This is a genomic window from Streptomyces sp. B8-7, assembly GCF_058833805.1.
In genome coordinates, this window is record NZ_JBYRRL010000002.1 from 1212251 (window position 1) to 1231792 (window position 19542).

Here is a 19542-nt window from a genome sequence, read left to right on the forward strand (position 1 = left end):
CGACGCCTCTCCAGCGTCGGCCGCCTGCAGGGCGGTGCGGCAGGTGCTGTCCGTCCCCACGGCAGGGCCGACCGGCCCAACCCCCTCCCGCGAGTCCGGCCCCCGTGTCCGCCGGAGGCCCGGCGCCGGCCCGCGGCGGGCCCGGGCCCGGCGGCGACGGCGGAGCCGGGCGGCCGGGCCCTCGCCGGCGTGCGGCGGGCCTGCCGGGCCCGATCGCGCGCTCCACCGGCCGGGACCCGCTGCCGCCGCGTCCCCGGCACCGGTACCGTGTGCGTGACGGGCGTGGCCGGTGCCGGCCGGCCCACCGGACTTGAGGAGACGCAGGTGGGAAGCCCCGAGGACCCCCGGGAGGCCCGAGTGCGGCTGCCGCAGTTGCGGCTGGACGAACTGCTGGAGGAGCTCCAGGCGCGGCTGGACGCCGCCCGCGGCACCCGGGACCGGGTGCACAGCCTGCTGGAGGCGGTGCTGTCGGTCGGCCGTGAGCTGGATCTGGAGCAGGCGCTGCGCAGCATCGTGGAGGCCGCCGCGGTGCTCGTCGACGCCGAGTACGCCGCCCTCGGGGTGATCGGCCCCGACGGGGAGCGGCTGTCCGCGTTCCACACCGTCGGGATCGGCGAGGACGAGATCGCCCGGATCGGCCGGTACCCGGAGGGGCACGGCATCCTCGGGGAACTCATCCGCCACCCCGAGCCGCTGCGGCTGGCGAAGATCTCCGAGCACCCCGCCTCCTACGGCTTCCCGGCGAACCACCCGTCGATGAACACCTTCCTCGGCGTCCCCATCCGCGTGCGCGACCAGGTCTTCGGCAATCTGTACCTCACGGAGAAGCGGGGCGGGGCCCAGTTCGACGACGACGACGTCTCGGTCATCTCCACGCTCGCCGTCGCGGCCGGCGTCGCCATCGACAACGCCCGCCTCTACGAGGAGTCCCGGCTGCGGGAACGCCTGCTGGAGGCGAACGCGGAGATCACGCACAGCCTGATGTCGGGCAGCGCGCGCGGCGAGGTGCTCGGCCTGATCGCCGGCCGCGCCCGGGAGATCACCTGTGCGGCCCTGGCGGTGGTCGCGATGCGGATGGAGGACACCGGCTCGTTCAGCGTCGAACTCGCCCTCGGCCCGGACGCCGAGCGGCTGGGCGGGCTGGTGCTGCCCCTGGACGGCACCCTGATCGGCGAGGCCTTCGCCACGGCCGCGCCCGTCACCAGCGCGGACGTCTCCCTCGACGAGCGGATCGCCCCGAGCCCGCTGGGGATGCCCGGCCTCGGGCCCGCCGTCGCGGTCCCGGTCGGCACGGGCCGGGAAGGCGTGCGCGGTGTCGTCCTGCTGGTCCGGGCGGAGGGGGACACGGTGTTCACCGCCAAGGAGATCGAGCCGCTGCAGGGCTTCGCCGCGCAGGCGGCCGTCGCGATGGAGCTGGCGGAGCGCCGCCAGGACGCCGAGCAGATGGCGGTGCTGGAGGACCGCGACCGGATCGCCCGCGACCTGCACGACCTCGCCATCCAGCGGCTGTTCGCCACCGGGATGACCCTGCAGAGTGCGGGCCGCTTCATCGAGCACCCCGAGGCCGCCGAGCGGGTGGCGCGCGCGGTGGACGACCTGGACGACACGATCAAGATCATCAGATCGACGATCTTCGCCCTGCGCTCCCGCGAGAACGGCGGCGGGTCGGGCCTGCGGGCCCGTGTGGTACGGGTCGCCGGGGACACGGCGCCGGTGCTCGGGTTCATGCCCGGCGTACGGATCGAGGGCCTGGTCGACACGCAGGTGCCGCGCGAGACGGCGGACCACGTGGTCGCCGTGCTGTCCGAGGCGCTCACCAACATCGCCCGGCACGCCCGCGCCGACCGCGCCGACGTGGCCCTCACCGCGGCCGCCGACCGGGTCCGCCTCACCGTCACCGACAACGGCGTCGGGATACCGGCCGGTGGCCGGCGCAGCGGGCTGGACAACATGGCGGAGCGCGCCCGGCAGTTGGGCGGGGAGATGGAGCTGAGCAGTCCGGAGGGCGGCGGCACCGCTCTGGTGTGGTGGGCGCCGATCACGGCCCAGTAGCCGGCGGGGCGCGGCCGCCGGCCTGCGGGGTCCGTGCCGGGCGGGGCGTCCCCGCCTGACACCGGTCCGGGACGCCCGGCGTACGGTTCCGCCGGGCGGGACCGCGCGGCGGGGACGGCCCCGACGAGACGCCCGGTCCGGGACCGGGCTGACGGGGCGTCGGCCCACCCCCGGCGGGACGCCGGAGCCCCGGGTGCCCCGGCCACCGTCGGCGGTCGGCGGTCGTCAGGGGCGGCTCGGGGTCGGACCGGCCGGGACGGCCCCGCGGCAGCCGACGGCACGTCAACTGCGGCCGCCGTCGGCCGCCGTCGGCCGGAGAGCCCGCCGGGCGCACCGCCGCAGCCGTCGGCGGGCCGCGCTCTCGCGGCAGCCCCGGCGGCGTGCCCGGTGCCGGCGGCGCCCCTGGCGCCATGCCGCCCGGGCGGCGCCCGGCACGGCCCACGGCGGCCCGCGCACCCCGGCCGCCGCGGGAAGCGGCCACGAGCCCCCGAGCCGGGGCCGGTCGGCCCAAGCGCCGCGCGGCCCGGCGGAGCAGGGTGGAGATGTCGACCGCACCCGGCACCCGCCTCGCGGCCCGAGCACCGGAGGGCGCAGCCATGACGACCACGACCGCGACCACGTCCACGTCCATGCCCGTGTCCGTGCCCGTGTCCACGGATACGCCCCGCTCCACCAGGACGCTGCCCGCCGAGGTCCGCGGCAGGCTGATGGACGCCGCCCAGCACGTCTCCTTCCCGCAGGGGCTGAGGCTCCTCCACGAGGGCGGCCGCGCCGACCGCTTCTGGATCGTGCGGTCCGGTGCGATCGCCCTCGACGTGCACGTGCCCGGCCGCCGCCCCGCCGTCCTCGACACCCTGGGCTTCGGCGGGCTCGTCGGCTGTTCGTGGCTGTTCGCCCCGTACCGGTGGCAGTTCGGCGCGGTCACCGTCAGTCCGGTGCGGGCCTACGAGTTCGACGCGGCAGCCGTCCGCGAGATGTGCCGGCAGGACCCCGGGACGGGCGGTGCGGTCGGCCGGTGGGTGGGCGGGGTGCTGGCTCACCGGATGGCGGTGGCCCGCACCCGGCTGCTCGACCTGTACGCCCCCTACGGCAGCGGCGTGGCCGGCTGACCGGACCGCTGACCCGCCGCCAGGGAGGACACCATGAACGGCAGCACCCCCACCGTGGGTGACGTCATGACACGCTCGGTCGTCGCGCTGGCGGCCGGAGCGGCCTTCAAGGACATCGTGCGCACCATCCAGCGGTTCAAGGTCAGCGCGCTGCCCGTGGTCGACCCCGGCAACCGTGTCGTCGGCGTCGTGTCCGAGGCCGACCTGCTGCTCAAGGAGGAGTTCCGGGCCGGTGGCCCGGACCCGGCGCCGCGCGGGTACCGTGCCGACGGTCCCGGAAAGGCCGCCGCGGTGAACGCCGGGGAGCTCATGACCGCGCCCGCGGTGACCGTCAGCGCCGACGCGACCGTGCCCAACGCCGCCCGTCTGATGGCGCGCCACCAGGTCAAGCGGCTGCCGGTGGTGGACCGGGCGGGCCGCCTGACGGGCATCGTCAGCCGGTCCGACCTGCTGAAGGTGTTCCTGCGGGACGACGAGGACATCGCCGCCGAGATCGGCCGCGAGGTCGTGGGCCGGCTGTTCCCGCGCCCGCTCGCTCCGGTCCGCGTCGAGGTCCGCGAGGGCGTGGTGACGCTCACCGGCCGGGTCGCCGACACCGCCCTGATACCCGTGGCGGCCCGGCTGGCCCGCACCGTGGAAGGCGTGGTCGACGTCCGCATCGCCCTCCTGGGCCCGCCCCGCCGGCCGGACCTGGACCCCGACCTGCCGGACGACCCGGACGGAGCGGACCTGCCGCACGGCCTGCGCGGCGGGCCGCCCCACTGAGACGCAGCGCGGCGGGCCGCCGCGCTGCGAGGCCCCCGGCCGCAGCCCCCGGTCCCCGGCGCGAGCACCCGTGCCGGGGACCTCGCGCGGCAGCCGCTCGTGCGGCAGCCGGGAACCTTGCCGCGGACGACGGACCCGCCCCGCCCCGTCCACGGGCGGGGCGGGGCGGGTCCGTCGTCCGCGGCCTTCGGGGCCAGGCGGCTTCGGCGGCTTCGGCGGCTTCGGAGGCTTCCGGACCGTGTCAGAACAGCGCGTCCGGCCACTGCGCCAGTACGGCCGCCACCACGCCCGCGTCGAGCAGGGCGGCCGGCGACAGCCACGGGCTGAACCACAGGCCCTTGAGCAGCAGCCCGCAGCAGGCGGCGAGGAGCGCCGCGGCGGGCCAGTTGGTGGCGTGCGTGGCGGCGGCCGCGCCGGCGATGACATAGAGGATCGCCGTCACCGACGCGAGCCCCGTCGCCGCCCGCGGCAGCGCCGGGGTCTGCGGCACCCCGTGCGCGGCGGGCAGCGGACGGCGCGGGTCCCACGGCCGGACCTGGACCGTGTGGGGGAGCCAGACGGCCAGATGGAGCAGTCCGTGCACGAAGAGGAACACCGGGACGAGCACGGAGATCATGGAGTGGACTCCGGTTCCCCGCCGCCCTGGTCGAGCCGGAACGGCGGATAGACGTCGGTGAGCAGGCTGGCGTAGGCGGCCACCCGCAGCACCCAGCGGTTGAGGCCCACGACGAGGTCGAAGATGCCCCGCGGGTAGCGCCCGGTGGCGGCGAGCGAGACTCCGGCGTACAGCGCGAGCAGTCCGATCAGCCCGCCCGAGAAGTACGCCATGCGGCCCCCGCCCACCAGGAAGCCCAGCACCAGGTACTGCGGGATCGCCAGCAGCCACCACTTCACCAGCACCAGCCCGCGCGAGAGCTCCTGCGGGTAGGCGATCTCCCACCGGGCCGGGTAGTCGGGCACGTCGGCGAGGGTGAACGGCGGATAGCGGTCGGTGCCGAGTGCGCCGTACGCGTAGTAGGCGACCCGCCAGTTCCAGCGCAGCACGCCCGCGTTGAAGTCGAACAGCGCCCGGGGATAGCGGCCGGTGAACAGGATCGCGAAGAACGCCACGATGCTCACCAGGACGAACGCCACCCACAGGAACACCAAGGCGATGTAGTGCGGGATCGCCAGCAGCCACTTGACCAGCCACAGCCAGCGCGACAGCGGTGTGTCGAGCACGGCGGTCAGCCGGGCCGGGTGGGCGGGCCCGTGCGCCTGGGGATGCAGGACTTTCTCGGTGCTCATGGGGACCAGTCCCTTCGCTGGCCCGCGCGGCCGGGCGGAGCTCGCCCGCGGCCCGCGCGGTGGTCGTCACGCCGCCCGCCCCCCGTGGTGCTCGCCGTCGACGGCTTCCGGTAGATGTCGTATATGTCCCCGATTGTCTTTCTGGCGTACCAGTCGGGTCCGTGTACCGCCCCGGCCCGCCCGGGCCGGGGCGGTACACGGACCCGACCCGCGCCCCGGCCGCCGCGGCTCGGTCGCTGCCCCGGCGCCCCGCCCGGACGGGCGCCCCTGCCGGAGGCGATGCCCCCTTCTGTACGGCGCGCCTGCACGGCGCGGGTGCGCCGCCCGCGGCGCCACTCCCTCCGGTGCCTCCCCCAGCGTCCGCCGTGCCGGCGGGCGGAACGAGGGGCTGAGCGGGCACCGGACGGGGCCGAGTGGCCCTGGCCCCGCACGCGGTTGCCGCCCGCGTGCGGGGCGGCTGCGGGGCGCTGTGACCCGGGCCCCCGGGTGTACCTCCCCCGCGCCCGCGCGCCGCGCGTGCGCCCGTGCCGGCCCGCCCCGTGCCGGCCCGCCCCGTGCCGGCCGCCGGTCCCGGCCCGGCACGTGCGCACCGCCGGATGACCCCTCCCGTGCCGGTCGCGGCCCGCTGTGACTTACCCCACCTGCCCTTGCCTTTGCAAAGAAGGCTTACCTAAGTTCAACGGTATGTCCTCCGAGCACACCGGTCCGGTCGAGTTCGACGTCGATCTGACCGCCCACGAAATGCACCGGCGGGCCCATGTCCTGGAGGCTCTCGGCCCCGACTGGGATCCCGGCGAGGCGCTGCGCGGTGAGCAGGAGGCGTACGCGCTGCTCTACTCCGGGCTCGACGCCGAGCAGCGGCGCGTGTACGACGAACTGGTGGCGGCCGGCGTGCTCCCGCGGCAAGGGGACGGGCATGCTGCCCCGTGACCCGCAGGCGGACGTCGGCCGCCGCGCCTGGGTGGCCTGCCCGAACTGCGACGACCGCCGGGGGTGCGGCGACTGCGCGGAGAACCGGTCCTGCCCCGCGCACTGGCGTTTCCTGCTCTCCCACACGGGCAGTCTGCTGCACCTCCAGTGCCGCTCGTGCGCACACGTGTGGACGCACGAGTCGGGCTTCGGCGCCACCCGTTCCGCCTGGCCCCGCCCGGCCGACGGCGTCTGAGGCCGGACGGCGCAGTAAGACGCCGGACGGCGACGCGTGAGGCCGGACGGCGGAGCGCACCCCGCTTTCGGATGACCTCGCCGCCTGCCACCGCGGACATCGCCGCCGGGTGACCGAGGATCGCCGACGGCGGTCACGTCCGGCCGCCGCCGGTCGTCCGCCGGGAGGCAGTCGTGCGGATCCTGCTCCTCGCCAGCGCCTTCAACAGCCTGACCCAGCGCGTCCACGCCGAACTGCGCGACCACGGCCACGACGTCGCCGTCGAACTCGCCCTGCCCGAGGTGCCGGCCGAGGCCGTGCGCCGGCACGCTCCGGACCTCGTCCTCGCGCCGATGCTGAAGGCGGCGATCCCCGAGGAGATCTGGTCGGCCCGGCCCTGCCTCGTCGTCCATCCCGGCCCCGTCGGCGACCGGGGGCCGTCCTCCCTGGACTGGGCGATCCACGACGGAGTGGAGCAGTGGGGCGTCACCGTCTTCCAGGCCGACGCCGCCATGGACGCCGGCGACGTGTGGGCCGAGGTGCCCTGCCGCGTCCCGGCCGTCGCCAAGAGCGACCTGTACCGGGGTGAGATCGCCGACGCCGCGCTCGAAGCCGTCCTGCTGGCGGTGGAGCGCTTCGCCGGCGGAACCCACCGGCCGCGCCCGCAGGACCCGGCCGGCCCGGACGGCGTGCCCGTACGCGTCCGGCCGTACCACGGCCAGAACGTCCGGCGGATCGACTGGGCCGCGGACGCCACCGCGACCGTGCTGCGCAAGCTGCGCGCCGCCGACTCCCAGCCCGGGGTGCTGGACGAGCTGCTCGGCGGCGAGTGGTACCTGCACGGCGGGCACCCCGAGGACACGCTGCGCGGCCGGCCGGGCGAACTGCTGGCCACCCGGGCGGGCGCGGTCTGCCGGGCGACCGCCGACGGTGCCGTGTGGATCCCCGAGCTGCGGCCGCGGCGGGCGCCCGGCCGGCCGCCCACGTTCCGGCTGCCCGCGGTGCTCGCGCTCGGCGACCGGCTGCCACCGCTGCCGGACCTCGCGCCGCCCACGCTGCCCGACACCCGGGAGGAGCGGTGGACGGACATCCGCTACCGGGAGGAGGGCGGCGCCGGCTTCCTGTCGTTCTCCTTCCCGGGCGGCGCACCGGCCACCGGGCAGTGCCGGCGCCTGCTGGCCGCCTACCGACGGGCCTGCGAGCGCCCCACCGACGTGCTGGTGCTGGGCGGCGGACGGGACTTCTTCTGCAACGGCATCCACCTGGGCGTCATCGAGGCCGCCCCCGACCCCGCCGCCGAGTCCTGGGCCAACATCAACGCCCTCGACGACCTGGTCGAAGCGGTGCTGACCACCACCGACCGGCTCGTCGTCGCCGCCGTCGCCGGGAACGCCGCGGCCGGCGGGGTGATGCTCGCCCTGGCGGCCGACGAGGTGTGGTGCCGCTCCGGGGCCGTGCTGAACCCGCACTACCGGCTGATGGGGCTGTACGGCTCGGAGTACTGGACCTACACCCTGCCCCGCCGGGTGGGGTCCGCCGCGGCCGCCCGGCTGACAAGCGAGGCGCTGCCGGTGAGCGCGGCGGCGGCCCTTCGCCTCGGCCTGGCCGACCGGGTCGTCGACTGCCCGCCCGAGCGGTTCGCCGCCGAGACCGGCGCCCTGGCGGTGCGGCTCGCGGGCCGGCCGGCGACCGCGGCCCGGATCGCGGCGAAGAAGGCCGAGCGGGACCTGGAGGAGGGCCGGATGCCGCTGGCCGCCTTCCGGGAGCGGGAGCTGGCCCGCATGCGCCGCACCTTCGACGACCCGGACGCCCCCTACCACGCCCTGCGCCGGGCCTTCGTCCGCAAGGAGCGGCCGCGGCACACCCCGCCCCACCTCGGCCACCGGGGTCCGGGCGCCCCGGACGGCGCCACCGGCCCCGGGACCGCTCCGGCACGCGTCACGCGAACGGCCCCCTCAGAGCTCTCACCTCGGCCGACCGGCTGATAGCAAGAAGCGAAGGCCGGAACGAGGCTTTCACCCGATACCTCCCGGAAGGCGGTCCCATGACTGAGGCGACGCCGGACACGGTCGGCGCTGCGGACGCCACAGGCGCGCCCGCCGACGAGACACCCACGATCCACATCCTCTGGATCAACGCGGGGCTGAGCTGCGACGGCGACTCGGTCGCCCTCACGGCGGCCATGCAGCCGAGCATCGAGGAGATCGTCCTCGGCGCGCTGCCCGGTCTGCCGAAGATCGAGGTGCACTGGCCGCTCATCGACTTCGAGTGCGGTCCGGTCGGTGGGGCGGACACGTTCATCGAGTGGTTCTTCAAGGGGGAGCGGGGCGAGATCGACCCGTTCGTGCTGGTCGTCGAAGGGTCCATCCCCAACGAGGCGATCAAGCCGGAGGGCTACTGGTGCGGCTTCGGCGACAATCCCGAGACCGGCCAGCCCATCACCACCAGCGAGTGGATCGACCGGCTCGCGCCGAAGGCCCTCGCCGTGGTCGCCATCGGCACCTGCGCCACGTACGGCGGCATCCACGCCATGGCCGGCAACCCCACGGGCGCCATGGGCGTCCCCGACTACCTCGGCTGGGACTGGAAGTCCCAGGCCGGCATCCCCATCGTGTGCGTCCCCGGCTGCCCCATCCAGCCGGACAACTTCGCCGAGACGCTCACCTACCTGCTCTACCAGGCGACCGGCGCAGCGCCGATGATCCCGCTGGACGACAAGCTCCGCCCGGCCTGGCTGTTCGGGGCCACCGTGCACGAGGGCTGCGACCGGGCCGGCTACTACGAGCAGGGCGAGTTCGCCGAGACGTACGACTCGCCCAAGTGCCTGGTGAAGGTCGGCTGCTGGGGTCCGGTCGTCAAGTGCAACGTGCCCAAGCGCGGCTGGATGAACGGCATCGGCGGCTGCCCGAACGTCGGCGGCATCTGCATCGCGTGCACCATGCCCGGCTTCCCCGACAAGTTCATGCCGTTCATGGACGAACCCCCCGGAGCCAAGGTGTCCAGTGCGGGCAGCACCGTCTACGGCGCCGTCGTCCGCCGCCTGCGGGACATCACGGCCCGCACCGTCGACAAGGAGCCCAGGTGGCGGCGCACCGGGGAGAAGGTCACCACCGGCTACCGCCCGCCGTGGTGACGTCCCGCCGCCCTCTGCGGCGCTGACGCCCACGCCCGCAGGGGGCGGCATCCGGCCCCTGCGGGCGGCGGGGCGTCCCGCGTCCGGACGGCCGACGCCGCGTGCATCCCTCCCGACACATCCCTGACCCACCGCAACGAAGGGCACGACGAAGACGATGGCAGCGAAGACAAGCACGGCCGGCGACGGCAGCGGCCTGGTGGAGATGTCCTGGGACCCGATCACCCGGATCGTCGGCAGCCTGGGCATCCACACGAAGATCGACTTCAAGCAGAAGCGGGTCGCCGAGTGCTACAGCACCTCGTCGGTCTTCCGCGGCTACAGCGTCTTCATGCGCGGCAAGGACCCCCGCGACGCGCACTTCATCACCAGCCGCATCTGCGGCATCTGCGGCGACAACCACGCCACCTGCTCGGTGTACGCGCAGAACATGGCGTACGGCGTGAAGCCCCCGCACCTCGGCGAGTGGATCATCAACCTCGGCGAGTCCGCGGAGTACATGTTCGACCACAACATCTTCCAGGAGAACCTGGTCGGGGTCGACTACTGCGAGAAGATGGTCAGGGAGACCAACCCCGGAGTCCTCGAACTCGCCGAGCGCACCGAGGCCCCGCACGCCGCCGAGCACGGCTACCGCACCATCGCCGACATCATGCGCTCGCTGAACCCGCTGGAGGGCGAGTTCTACCGCGAGGCCCTCCAGGTCAGCCGGTACACCCGCGAGATGTTCTGCCTCATGGAGGGCCGCCACGTGCACCCCTCCACCCTGTACCCGGGCGGCGTCGGCACGGTGGCCTCGGTGCAGCTGTTCACGGACTACATGAGCCGCCTCATGCGGTACGTGGAGTTCATGAAGCGGGTCGTGCCCCTGCACGACGACCTGTTCGACTTCTTCTACGAGGCACTGCCCGGCTACGAGGAGGTCGGCCGGCGCCGCGTCCTGCTCGGCTGCTGGGGCGCCCTCAACGACCCCGACCACTGCGACTTCACGTACGCGAACATGACCGACTGGGGCCGGCGCATGTTCGTCACCCCGGGCGTCATCGTCGACGGCAAACTCGTCACCAACGACCTCACCGAGATCAACCTCGGCATCCGCATCCTGCTGGGCAGCTCCTACTACGAGGACTGGCAGGGCCAGGAGCAGTTCGTCACCCACGACCCGCTCGGCAACCCGGTCGACCCGCGCCACCCGTGGAACCAGCACACCATCCCCGCCCCGCAGAAGCGGAACTTCGACGACAAGTACAGCTGGGTGATGTCCCCGCGCTGGTTCGACGGCAAGGACCACCTCGCCCTCGACACCGGCGGCGGCCCCATCGCCCGCCTGTGGTCCACCGCCCTGTCCGGACTGGTCGACATCGGCTACGCCAAGGCCACCGGGCACAGCGTCGTCATCAACCTGCCGCGCACCATGACCAAGCCGGAGACCACCTTCGAGTGGAAGATCCCGCAGTGGTCCAACGCCCTGGAGCGCAACCGCGCCCGCACCTACTTCCAGGCCTACGCCGCCGCCGTCGCCCTGCACTGCGCGGAGAAGGGCCTGGAGGAGGTCCGGGCCGGACGCACCCAGACCTGGGAGAAGTTCGAGGTGCCCGACGAGAGCATCGGCTGCGGCTTCACCGAGGCCGTCCGCGGCGTCCTCTCCCACCACATGGTGATCCGCGACGGGAAGATCGCCAACTACCACCCGTACCCGCCCACCCCGTGGAACGCCAGCGTCCGCGACAGCTACGGCACCCCGGGCCCGTACGAGGACGCCGTGCAGAACACGCCGATCTTCGAGGAGAACTCCCCGGAGAACTTCAAGGGCATCGACATCATGCGCGCCGTCCGCAGCTTCGACCCCTGCCTGCCCTGCGGCGTCCACATGTACGTCGGCGGCGGCAAGACCGTCAAGACGCTGCACGTGCCCACCGGCCTGAGCGGACTGGGCGGATGAGCGCCGCCCCGGCGACGCGGCCGGCCACCGCGGAGGAGACCGGCCGCCGGGTCGAGGAGATCCTCGCCCGGCTGGCCGCGAACGGCGAGGGCGCCGCCGCGGCCGAGGAGCTCGTCCGGTCCCTGATGGACTTCTACGGCTGCGGACTCGCCCGCATCCTGACCCTGCTGGCCGCCGCCCCCGGCGAACCGGCGGCCCGCCTCCTCGGCGACGAACTCGTCGCGAGCCTGCTCGTCCTGCACGACCTGCACCCCGAGGACCGCGACACCCGCATCCGCCGGGCCCTGGACAGCGTGCGCGACCACGACCTGGACATCGAGCGGTTCGACGAGGCGACCGGCACCCTCACCCTGCACGCCGCGGCGCGCGGAGGCTGCGGCTCCGGCCCCGACGCCCGCGAGGCCGCTTCTGCTGCCCTGGCCTGCTTCGCACCCGAGGTCCGGGCCGTCGAGGTGACGCAGGCCCCCGCCGAGCCGCCGCTGCTCCAGATCGGCACCGCCCCGGCGGGAGCCCGGTGAGCGCGCCCGCCGCCGGCCTGCGCAGGTTCCTCACCGACCGCCCCCCGCGGCGCGAACGCTGCGAACTGTGCGCGGACGCGGTGCCCGGGGAGCACCGCCACCTGGTCGACACCGAGGCCCGCGCCCTGGTCTGCGCCTGCACCGCCTGCGCGGTGCTCATGGAGCAGCCGGGCGCGGCCGCGGGCCGCTTCCGCACCGTTCCCGCCCGCTACCTCACCGACCCCGGCCACCGCCTCGACGCGCGGGCCTGGGAAGCGCTCCAGATCCCGGTCGGTGTCGCCTTCGTGCTGCGCAACACCGCCCTCGACCGGCTCGCCGTCCTCTACCCGAGCCCCGCGGGCGCCACCGAGAGCGAACTCGAACCGGCCGTCTTCGACGAGGTCCTCGGCGCCACCCGGCTGGCCGCACTCCTCGAACCCGACACCGAGGCGCTGCTGCTGCGCCGCACCGGCGACCACTGCGAGGTCCACCTCGTCCCCGTCGACGTCGCCTACGGACTCGTCGGCCGGATGCGCCTGCTGTGGCAGGGCTTCGACGGCGGGGCCGAGGCACGCACCGCCCTGGACGACTTCTTCGACGGTGTCCGCCGCCGCGCCACCCCCCTGGACGAGGCGGAGCGGCCATGACCGGATCCTCGCAGTTCTCCTTCACCTGCGTCGGCGTGCGCGCCGACCGGTACGCCGCCGGGCCCACCCTGGTCTTCCGGCTGCGGATCAGCGCCGCCGGAGGCACGCCCGTGCACGCCGTGGCGCTGCGCTGCCAGATCCGCATCGAACCCGCCCGCCGCGGCTACTCGGGCCCCGAGGCCGACGGCCTCACCGACCTGTTCGGCGAGCGCTCCCGCTGGGGCAGCACGCTGCAGCCGGTGCAGTTCGCACAGGTCCCGCTGATGGTGCCGGCGTTCACCGGGCAGACCGAGGCCGACCTCGTCGTGCCCTGCACCTACGACATGGACATCGCCGCGACCCGCTACCTGGACGCCCTCGCCGACGGGGAGGTCCCGCTGCTGATGCTGTTCTCCGGCACGGCGTTCACCGGCAGCGGCGGCTTCCGGGTCGAGCCGGTCCCCTGGGACCGCGAGGCGTCGTTCCGGATGCCCGTCGCCGTGTGGCGGGAGATGGTCGAGCAGCACTTCCCCGGCTGCGGCTGGATCCGGCTGCCCCGCGAGACCATGGACGCCCTGCTCGCCTACCGGTCCCGGAACGCGCTGCCCTCCTGGGAGGCCACCCTTGAGGCGCTGCTCGACGACCGCGCCGCAGCGGCGCGGCCGACCCGCGGCGACCCGCTGAGCGCACTCACCCAGGTGGCCCGAGCGACCGGAGCACCCACAGCGACCGGAGCACCCACAGCGCCCCGAGCACCCACAGCGACCGGAGCACCCACAGCGACCCGAGCGACCGCGACCACCGGCATCAGTGGAAGGACCGACGCGTGACCGCGACCGCGTTCGCCCCCGAGTTCGAGGAGCGGTTCGCCCTCGCCCGGCAGGTGGCCGACGCCGTCCTCTTCGAGGGCTACGTGCTCTACCCGTACCGGGCGTCCGCCGCGAAGAACCGGCTGCGCTGGCAGTTCGGCGTCCTCGTGCCGCCCGCCTGGGGCGCCGTCAGCGAGGAGCACGACTTCCAGCACACCGAGTGCCTGATGGAGCCCCGCCCCGGCGCCGCCCTCGCCGTCGAGGCGCGGTTCCTGCGCGCCCGCCGCCGCGAGGTGCAGCGCTCCCGGCCCGACGGCGGCTACGACACCGTGGCCGAACTCCGTCTCGACGACCGTGTCCTGGTGCCCTGGGACGAGGGCGCCGAGGAGCGCGTCGAGATCGCCGTGCCGGTGGCCGATCTCCACGGCGACGGCCTCACCCGCTCCTTCCGCCTGCCCGCCCGGGAGGACACCGAGCCGGTCCTGGACGCGGACGGCCGCACCGTCGGACGGCTGATCCGAAGGAGCGCCCCGGTCAGCGGCCGGATCACGCTCCGGGCCGCCGAACTCGACGGCCCCTGCCGCACGCTCCGGCTGACCGCCGTCGTCGAGAACACCAGCGACTGGAGCCCGGTCGGCGACGACGCCGCCGACCGGGAGGCCGCGCTGCCGTACTGCCTGGTCGCCACCCATCTGCTGATGGCCCTCGGGGACGGCTCGTTCCTGTCGATGACCGATCCCCCCGAGTGGGCCAGGAGCGCCGTCGCCTCCTGCCGCAACCTGCACACCTGGCCCGTCCTGGCCGGCGAACCCGGCCGCGCGGACCTGGTGCTGTCCTCGCCGATCATCCTGGAGGACCACCCCGCCATCGCCCCCGAGAGCCTCGGCACGCTCTACGACGCCACCGAGATCGACGAGATCCTCGCGCTGCGCACGGCCGCCCTGACCGACGAGGAGAAGCGCGAGGCCCGCGGCACCGACGAGCGGGCCGCGGCGGTCATCGAACTCGCCGACTCGATGCCGGCGGAGGTCCTGGAGCGGCTGCACGGCGCGGTGCGCGGGCTGCGCGAGATCACCGGAGTCGCCGATGCCGCCGGAGTCGCCGGCGTCGCCGGGGCGGCCGGGCTCACCGGGGCCGGCCGGGCCACCGGCCTCGCCACGCACAGCGGGCCCGGCTTCCCCGACGAGCACGGTGTCAGCCGCCCCGACACCCCCTGGTGGGACCCGGCGAGCGACGCCGGCTTCGACCCGGCGAACGACCGTGTCGAGGTCGACGGCCGTCCGCTGGGCGCGGGCAGCCGTGTCGAACTCCGCCCCGGCCTGCGCCACACCGACGCCCAGGACCTGTTCCTCAAGGGCCGTACCGCCACCGTCGAGGCCGTCCTGCACGACGTGGACGGCGCCGTCCATCTCGCGGTCACCGTCGACGGCGACCCCGGCGCCGACATCCGCCGCGAACAGGGCCGCTTCCTGTACTTCCAGCCCGACGAAGTCATCCCGCTGGAGGACGGCGCATGACACCCGCCCCGCGGCACGGGAACCGGACCCTCGTCGCCGGCATCGGCAACGTCTTCCTCGGCGACGACGCCTTCGGCGTGGAGACCGCACGCCGCCTCGCCGCACGCACCCTGCCCCCGCACGTCGAGGTCCAGGACGTGGGCGTCCGCGGCGTGCACCTCGCCTACCAGCTGCTCGACGGATACGACACCCTCGTCCTCGTCGACGCCACGGCCCGCGGCGAGCGGCCCGGCACGCTGTACGTCATCGAGCACGAGGGCCCGGCCGGCCAGGACGGCGTGCCTCCCGTCGACGGACACCGCATGACCCCCGACTCCGTCCTGGCGCTGCTGGACACCCTCTGCGACGGCACCGGCGGGCAGCCACCGGGGCGCGTCCTGGTCGTCGGCTGCGAACCGGCCTGCCTGGACGAGGGCATCGGGCTGAGCCCGCCCGTGGCCGGCGCCGTGCCCGAGGCGGTTCGGCTGATCGAGGAACTGCTGCGCACGGGCACGCCCGCGTACGCGCGGACACCAGCCGGACCCGCTGAAGCTGCCCCACCTGCCCCACCTGTCCGACCTGTCCCACCTGCCCCACCTGCCCCACCTGTCCCCCAGGCACCGACAAGAGGAGAGACGGCATGAAGAAGATCATCGCTGCCGGTGCGGCCGTGGCCGCGGTCGCCGCGGTCGCCGCGCAGGTCCTGCCCGACGTCCGCCGCTATCTGCGGATCCGCCGCATGTGAACCCGGCCCTCCCGCCGGGTGCGCCGCCGTCCTGCCTCGAACGGCGTACCCGGCGGCCCGGCCACGGCGCGCCGGGCGTCGGCCCGCGGCACGCTCCCCTGTAATGGAGGCCGACCCTGGGAGACCGGGCCCTGCGGGCCGCTCGTGACAGACCGGTTGCGGACGGCCGGTTGCGGACAGCCGTTCGCGGACGGCCGGCCCGGGAGACGAGCCTGGGAGGACGAGGACGCATGCACGAGATGTCCGTCGCGCTGGCCGTGATCGACCAGGTGGAGACGGCCGTCGCGCAGACCGCGCAGACCGGCGCGGTGCACACCGTACGGCTCCGGATCGGCGAACTCGCCGGTGTCGTCCCCGACTCCCTCACCTTCTGCTTCGAACTCGCCTGCGCCAAAACCCTGCTGGAGGGCGCCCGCCTCGTCACCGAGACGGTGCCCGGCCGGGCCCGCTGCGCACCCTGCGCACACGAGTGGCCCGTCGGCATGCCGCCCCGGCTGACCTGCCCCGCCTGCCGGGGGGCCGACGTCGAACTGCTCTCGGGCCGCGAACTGCAGATCGCCGAGGTGCACTGGACGGGCCCCGGCCCCGCCGCGGCGGCCCTCCGCGAACCGATCCCCGAGGAGTCCTGAGACCATGTGCCGTGTCGTCGACCTGCAACAGGCCGTGCTCGCGAAGAACGACGCCACCGCGAACCTCCTGCGCGCCCACCTCGCGGACCGCGGCACCACCGTCGTCAACCTGCTGTCCAGCCCCGGCAGCGGAAAGACCGCGCTCCTGGAACGCGAACTGCTGCTGGCCCGCGAACGGTCCGTGCCCGTCGCCGCGCTCACCGCCGACCTCGCCACCGAGAACGACGCGGAGCGGCTCGCCCGCTCCGGAGCCCCGGTCAAGCAGGTCCTCACCGACGGGCTCTGCCATCTCGAAGCGGCCATGCTCGCCGGGCATCTGGACGGCTGGCTGCCCGACGGCACCCGGCTGCTGTTCGTGGAGAACGTCGGCAATCTCGTCTGCCCCGCCTCCTACGACCTGGGGGAGACCCTCCGGGTCGCCCTCGCGTCCGTCACCGAGGGCGAGGACAAGCCGCTGAAGTACCCCACCGCCTTCGGCCTGGCCCATCTGGTCCTGGTCACGAAGGCGGACATCGCCGAGGCGGTGGACTTCGACGAGGACGCCTTCCGCGTCAACGTCGAACGCGTCAACCCCGGCGTGGACGTCGTACTGACCTCCGTACGACGCGAACAGGGACTCGGCATCCTCCTGGACCGGGCCCTCGCCGCCGCCGCGGGCGGACCCGTGCACACGCCCGTCATGGCCGGGCGGCCGGACCCCGGCCGCAGCGACGCCGCTGCCGAGCCCCGCCCCGCGCACGACCCGCACCCGCACCCGCACGACGGCCACCCCCACTCCCACTCCCACCCGCACCCGCACCCGCACCCGCACCCGCACGAGGCTCACCCCCACCCCACGCCCACCCGCGCGGGCGGGGCCACGGACGCCGCCCACCCGGCATCCCTTCGCCGGTGAGCGCACCGGCCCGGTCCGCCACAGGCGCGGCGGACCCGCCCCTGCGCCGACGGGTCGTCGTGCGGGGCGTGGTGCAGGGCGTCGGCTTCCGCCCGTACGTCTACGCCCTCGCCACCGAACTCGCCCTGGCCGGGCACGTCACCAACACCTCCGAGGGCGTGGTCGCCGAGGTCGAGGGCACCGCGGCGGCCGTGGCCCGGTTCTGCGACAGCCTCACCCGCCAGGCACCCCCGCTGGCCCGGGTGGAGTCCGTCGAGCACCGGGAACTGCCCGCCACCGGAGGGGACGGCTTCACCATCCTCGCCTCCCACCGCGGCGGCCCCGCCCGCACCCTGGTCTCCCCGGACACCGCCACCTGCGACGCCTGCCTCGCCGAACTCGCCGCCCCGGCCGACCGCCGCCACCGTCACCCCTTCGTCAACTGCACCCACTGCGGACCGCGTTTCACCATCGTCACCGGCGTGCCGTACGACCGGGCGAACACCACCATGGCCGGCTTCCCCCTGTGCGCCGACTGCGCCCGCGAGTACGACGACCCTGCCGACCGCCGCTTCCACGCGCAGCCCGTCGCCTGCCCGGCCTGCGGGCCCCGGCTGCGGCTGGTCCTGCCGTCGCGGGCGCCGTCGGGGCACCGCCCCGCCGGCACCGGCTCCGGCTCCGGCACCGGCTCCGGGCTCGACGGCGCCGACCCGGTCGCGGGGGCCCGCGCCCTGCTCGCCCGGGGCGCGATCCTCGCCGTGAAGGGGCTCGGCGGGTACCACCTCGCCTGCGACGCCGCGAACGAGACCGCCGTCCGGCTGCTGCGGCACCGCAAGGCCCGTGGCGACAAGCCCTTCGCCCTCATGGCCGCTGGCCTCCGGGACGTCGAGCACCTGGTGCGGCTGGAACCCGCGGAACGCGACCTGCTGCACAGCGCGGCCCGGCCGATCGTGCTGCTCCGCCGGCGCCCCGACGCGGCGCACCCGCCGGGAGCGGCGCGTCTCGCCGCGTCCGTGGCGCCCGGCAGCCCGGACCTGGGTGTGCTGCTGCCCTACACCCCGCTGCACCACCTCCTGCTGGGCCTGCCCGGTGACCCCGAAGGCCCTCGGCTGCTCGTCATGACCAGCGGGAACGTCTCGGGCGAGCCCATCGTCACCGACGACACCGAGGCCCTGGACCGCCTCGCGCACCTCGCGGACGCCTGGCTCGTGCACGACCGGCCGATCCATGTGCCCTGCGACGACTCGGTGGTCCGCGTCCTGGACGGCGAGCCGCTGCCGATCCGCCGCTCCCGCGGCTACGCCCCGCTGCCGGTCCGGCTCCCGCTGCCGGTCCGGCCCGCCCTGGCCGTCGGCGGCGACCTGAAGAACGTCTTCTGCCTCGGTGCGGGGCGCCAGGCCTGGCTCTCGGCGCACATCGGCGACATGGACGACCTCGCCACCCAGGCCGCCTTCGCCCACGCCGTGGCCCAGCTCGGGTCCATCACCGGCGTCCGGCCGGAACGGCTGGCCGCCGACCGGCATCCCGGCTACCGCTCCGCCCGCTGGGCCCACCGCAACGCGGCCGGCCGGCCGGTCGCCGGCGTCCAGCACCATCACGCCCACGTCGCCGCCGCGATGGCCGAGCACGGACTGGACGGTACCCGGCCGGTGATCGGCGTCGCCTTCGACGGCACCGGTCACGGCGACGACGGTGCCGTGTGGGGCGGGGAGTTCCTGCTGGCGGACTACGACGGCTTCACCCGGTTCGGGCACCTGGCCTACGTGCCGCTGCCCGGCGGCGACACCGCGGTCCGCCGCCCCTACCGCACGGCCCTGGCCCACCTGCGCGCGGCAGGCCTCGACTGGTCCGCCCGCCTGCCCTGCACCGCCGCCTGCCCGCCCGACGAACTGAGGCTGCTGCGCACGCAGTTGGAGCGCGGCATCAACTGCGTCCCCACCTCCAGCATGGGCCGGCTCTTCGACGCCGTGTCCTCGCTGGCCGGGGTCTGCCACCGCTCCGGCTACGAGGCGCAGGCCGCCGTGGAACTGGAGGGCGCCGCTCTGCGGGCGCCCGAGGGCGACACCGCCGCCTACACCTTCGCGCTGCACGGCGAGGCCCCGGTGCGCGCCGACCCGGCCCCCCTCGTCGCGGCGGTCGCCGCGGACCTCGGGGCGGGCGTCGCGCCGGAGGCGGTCGCGGCCCGCTTCCACCGTGCCGTGACCGCGCTGGTGCACGCCGTGTGCCGTCGCGCGCGGGCCCGGCACGGCCTGGACACGGTGGCCCTCACCGGCGGCGTGTTCGCCAACGCGCTGCTGTCCGCGTCCTGTTCGACCCTGCTGCGGGAGGACGGCTTCACGGTGCTGCGGCACCGCACCGTACCGCCGGGCGACGGGGGGCTGGCCCTGGGCCAGCTGATGGTGGCCGCCCGCGCGACGGCCCACGACTGACCGAA

Annotated in this window: 19 protein-coding genes; 17 read left to right on the forward strand and 2 right to left on the reverse strand. The window is 75.1% G+C overall.

The genetic code is table 11. From position 1 onward, the window contains the following. The first annotated feature begins 324 nt into the window (after nt 1–324). The 3 genes from AC5K6T_RS13860 to AC5K6T_RS13870 all read left to right on the forward strand — a co-directional run bounded on the left by AC5K6T_RS13860 (nt 325) and on the right by AC5K6T_RS13870 (nt 3926). Nucleotides 325–2052: a sensor histidine kinase gene (locus tag AC5K6T_RS13860; protein ID WP_493208820.1), complete on the forward strand. Its 1728-nt coding sequence runs from the start codon at nt 325–327 to the stop codon at nt 2050–2052. Nucleotides 2053–2648: 596 nt separating this feature from the next. Then, entirely contained in the window at nt 2649–3161 is a 513-nt protein-coding gene (locus AC5K6T_RS13865; RefSeq protein ID WP_493208821.1) for a Crp/Fnr family transcriptional regulator, read from the forward strand. Nucleotides 3162–3194: 33 nt separating this feature from the next. Further along, the gene (locus AC5K6T_RS13870) at nt 3195–3926 is read left to right on the forward strand and encodes a CBS domain-containing protein (RefSeq protein WP_493208822.1); all 732 of its coding nucleotides are present in this window, start codon (nt 3195–3197) and stop codon (nt 3924–3926) included. 241 nt (nt 3927–4167) lie between these two features. Here AC5K6T_RS13870 and AC5K6T_RS13875 read toward each other — a convergent pair whose 3' ends face one another. Beyond that, nucleotides 4168–4542, reverse strand: a complete 375-nt coding sequence (locus AC5K6T_RS13875; RefSeq protein WP_493208823.1) for a hypothetical protein — start codon at nt 4540–4542, stop codon at nt 4168–4170. Beyond that, on the reverse strand, nt 4539–5213 hold the full coding sequence (locus AC5K6T_RS13880) for a DUF4389 domain-containing protein (protein WP_493208824.1): 675 nt from the start codon (nt 5211–5213) through the stop codon (nt 4539–4541). The genes AC5K6T_RS13875 and AC5K6T_RS13880 overlap by 4 nt, the downstream gene beginning before the upstream one ends. Nucleotides 5214–5897: 684 nt before the next feature. Between AC5K6T_RS13880 and AC5K6T_RS13885 the strand changes: the two genes are divergently transcribed. From AC5K6T_RS13885 to hypF, 14 genes are all read left to right on the forward strand, one after another. Then, nucleotides 5898–6143, forward strand: a complete 246-nt coding sequence (locus AC5K6T_RS13885) for a DUF6400 family protein (protein ID WP_493208825.1) — start codon at nt 5898–5900, stop codon at nt 6141–6143. Beyond that, nucleotides 6130–6378, forward strand: coding sequence for a hypothetical protein (locus AC5K6T_RS13890; protein WP_493208826.1), 249 nt, complete (start codon nt 6130–6132; stop codon nt 6376–6378). Before AC5K6T_RS13885 ends, AC5K6T_RS13890 begins: the two co-directional genes overlap by 14 nt. A 173-nt stretch (nt 6379–6551) precedes the next feature. Next, the gene (locus tag AC5K6T_RS13895; protein WP_493208828.1) at nt 6552–8342 is read left to right on the forward strand and encodes an enoyl-CoA hydratase-related protein; all 1791 of its coding nucleotides are present in this window, start codon (nt 6552–6554) and stop codon (nt 8340–8342) included. A gap of 59 nt (nt 8343–8401) precedes the next feature. Next, nucleotides 8402–9490 carry an NADH-quinone oxidoreductase subunit B family protein gene (locus AC5K6T_RS13900; RefSeq protein ID WP_493208829.1) on the forward strand — a complete coding sequence of 363 codons (1089 nt, stop codon included), beginning with the start codon at nt 8402–8404 and terminating at the stop codon, nt 9488–9490. A 157-nt stretch (nt 9491–9647) separates the two neighbouring features. Beyond that, nucleotides 9648–11432, forward strand: a complete 1785-nt coding sequence (locus AC5K6T_RS13905) for a nickel-dependent hydrogenase large subunit (protein WP_493208830.1) — start codon at nt 9648–9650, stop codon at nt 11430–11432. Next, nucleotides 11429–11950 carry a NifU-related iron-sulfur-binding protein gene (locus tag AC5K6T_RS13910; RefSeq protein WP_493208832.1) on the forward strand — a complete coding sequence of 174 codons (522 nt, stop codon included), beginning with the start codon at nt 11429–11431 and terminating at the stop codon, nt 11948–11950. Before AC5K6T_RS13905 ends, AC5K6T_RS13910 begins: the two co-directional genes overlap by 4 nt. After that, entirely contained in the window at nt 11947–12576 is a 630-nt protein-coding gene (locus AC5K6T_RS13915; RefSeq protein WP_493208834.1) for a DUF5947 family protein, read from the forward strand. The genes AC5K6T_RS13910 and AC5K6T_RS13915 overlap by 4 nt, the downstream gene beginning before the upstream one ends. Further along, nucleotides 12573–13385 carry a DUF6084 family protein gene (locus AC5K6T_RS13920; protein WP_493208835.1) on the forward strand — a complete coding sequence of 271 codons (813 nt, stop codon included), beginning with the start codon at nt 12573–12575 and terminating at the stop codon, nt 13383–13385. Before AC5K6T_RS13915 ends, AC5K6T_RS13920 begins: the two co-directional genes overlap by 4 nt. After that, nucleotides 13382–14881 (forward strand): hypothetical protein, encoded by a 1500-nt coding sequence (locus AC5K6T_RS13925; protein ID WP_493208836.1) that lies wholly within the window; start codon nt 13382–13384, stop codon nt 14879–14881. Before AC5K6T_RS13920 ends, AC5K6T_RS13925 begins: the two co-directional genes overlap by 4 nt. Next, nucleotides 14878–15504: a hydrogenase maturation protease gene (locus AC5K6T_RS13930; RefSeq protein WP_493208837.1), complete on the forward strand. Its 627-nt coding sequence runs from the start codon at nt 14878–14880 to the stop codon at nt 15502–15504. Before AC5K6T_RS13925 ends, AC5K6T_RS13930 begins: the two co-directional genes overlap by 4 nt. Further along, the gene (locus AC5K6T_RS13935) at nt 15501–15605 is read left to right on the forward strand and encodes a DUF6893 family small protein (protein WP_493208838.1); all 105 of its coding nucleotides are present in this window, start codon (nt 15501–15503) and stop codon (nt 15603–15605) included. The genes AC5K6T_RS13930 and AC5K6T_RS13935 overlap by 4 nt, the downstream gene beginning before the upstream one ends. A gap of 230 nt (nt 15606–15835) precedes the next feature. Next, on the forward strand, nt 15836–16234 hold the full coding sequence (locus tag AC5K6T_RS13940; protein WP_493208839.1) for a hydrogenase maturation nickel metallochaperone HypA/HybF: 399 nt from the start codon (nt 15836–15838) through the stop codon (nt 16232–16234). 4 nt (nt 16235–16238) lie between these two features. Further along, the gene (gene hypB / locus AC5K6T_RS13945; protein WP_493208840.1) at nt 16239–17129 is read left to right on the forward strand and encodes a hydrogenase nickel incorporation protein HypB; all 891 of its coding nucleotides are present in this window, start codon (nt 16239–16241) and stop codon (nt 17127–17129) included. Continuing rightward, nucleotides 17126–19537: a carbamoyltransferase HypF gene (gene hypF / locus AC5K6T_RS13950; protein ID WP_493208842.1), complete on the forward strand. Its 2412-nt coding sequence runs from the start codon at nt 17126–17128 to the stop codon at nt 19535–19537. The genes hypB and hypF overlap by 4 nt, the downstream gene beginning before the upstream one ends. Nucleotides 19538–19542 lie beyond the last annotated feature (5 nt).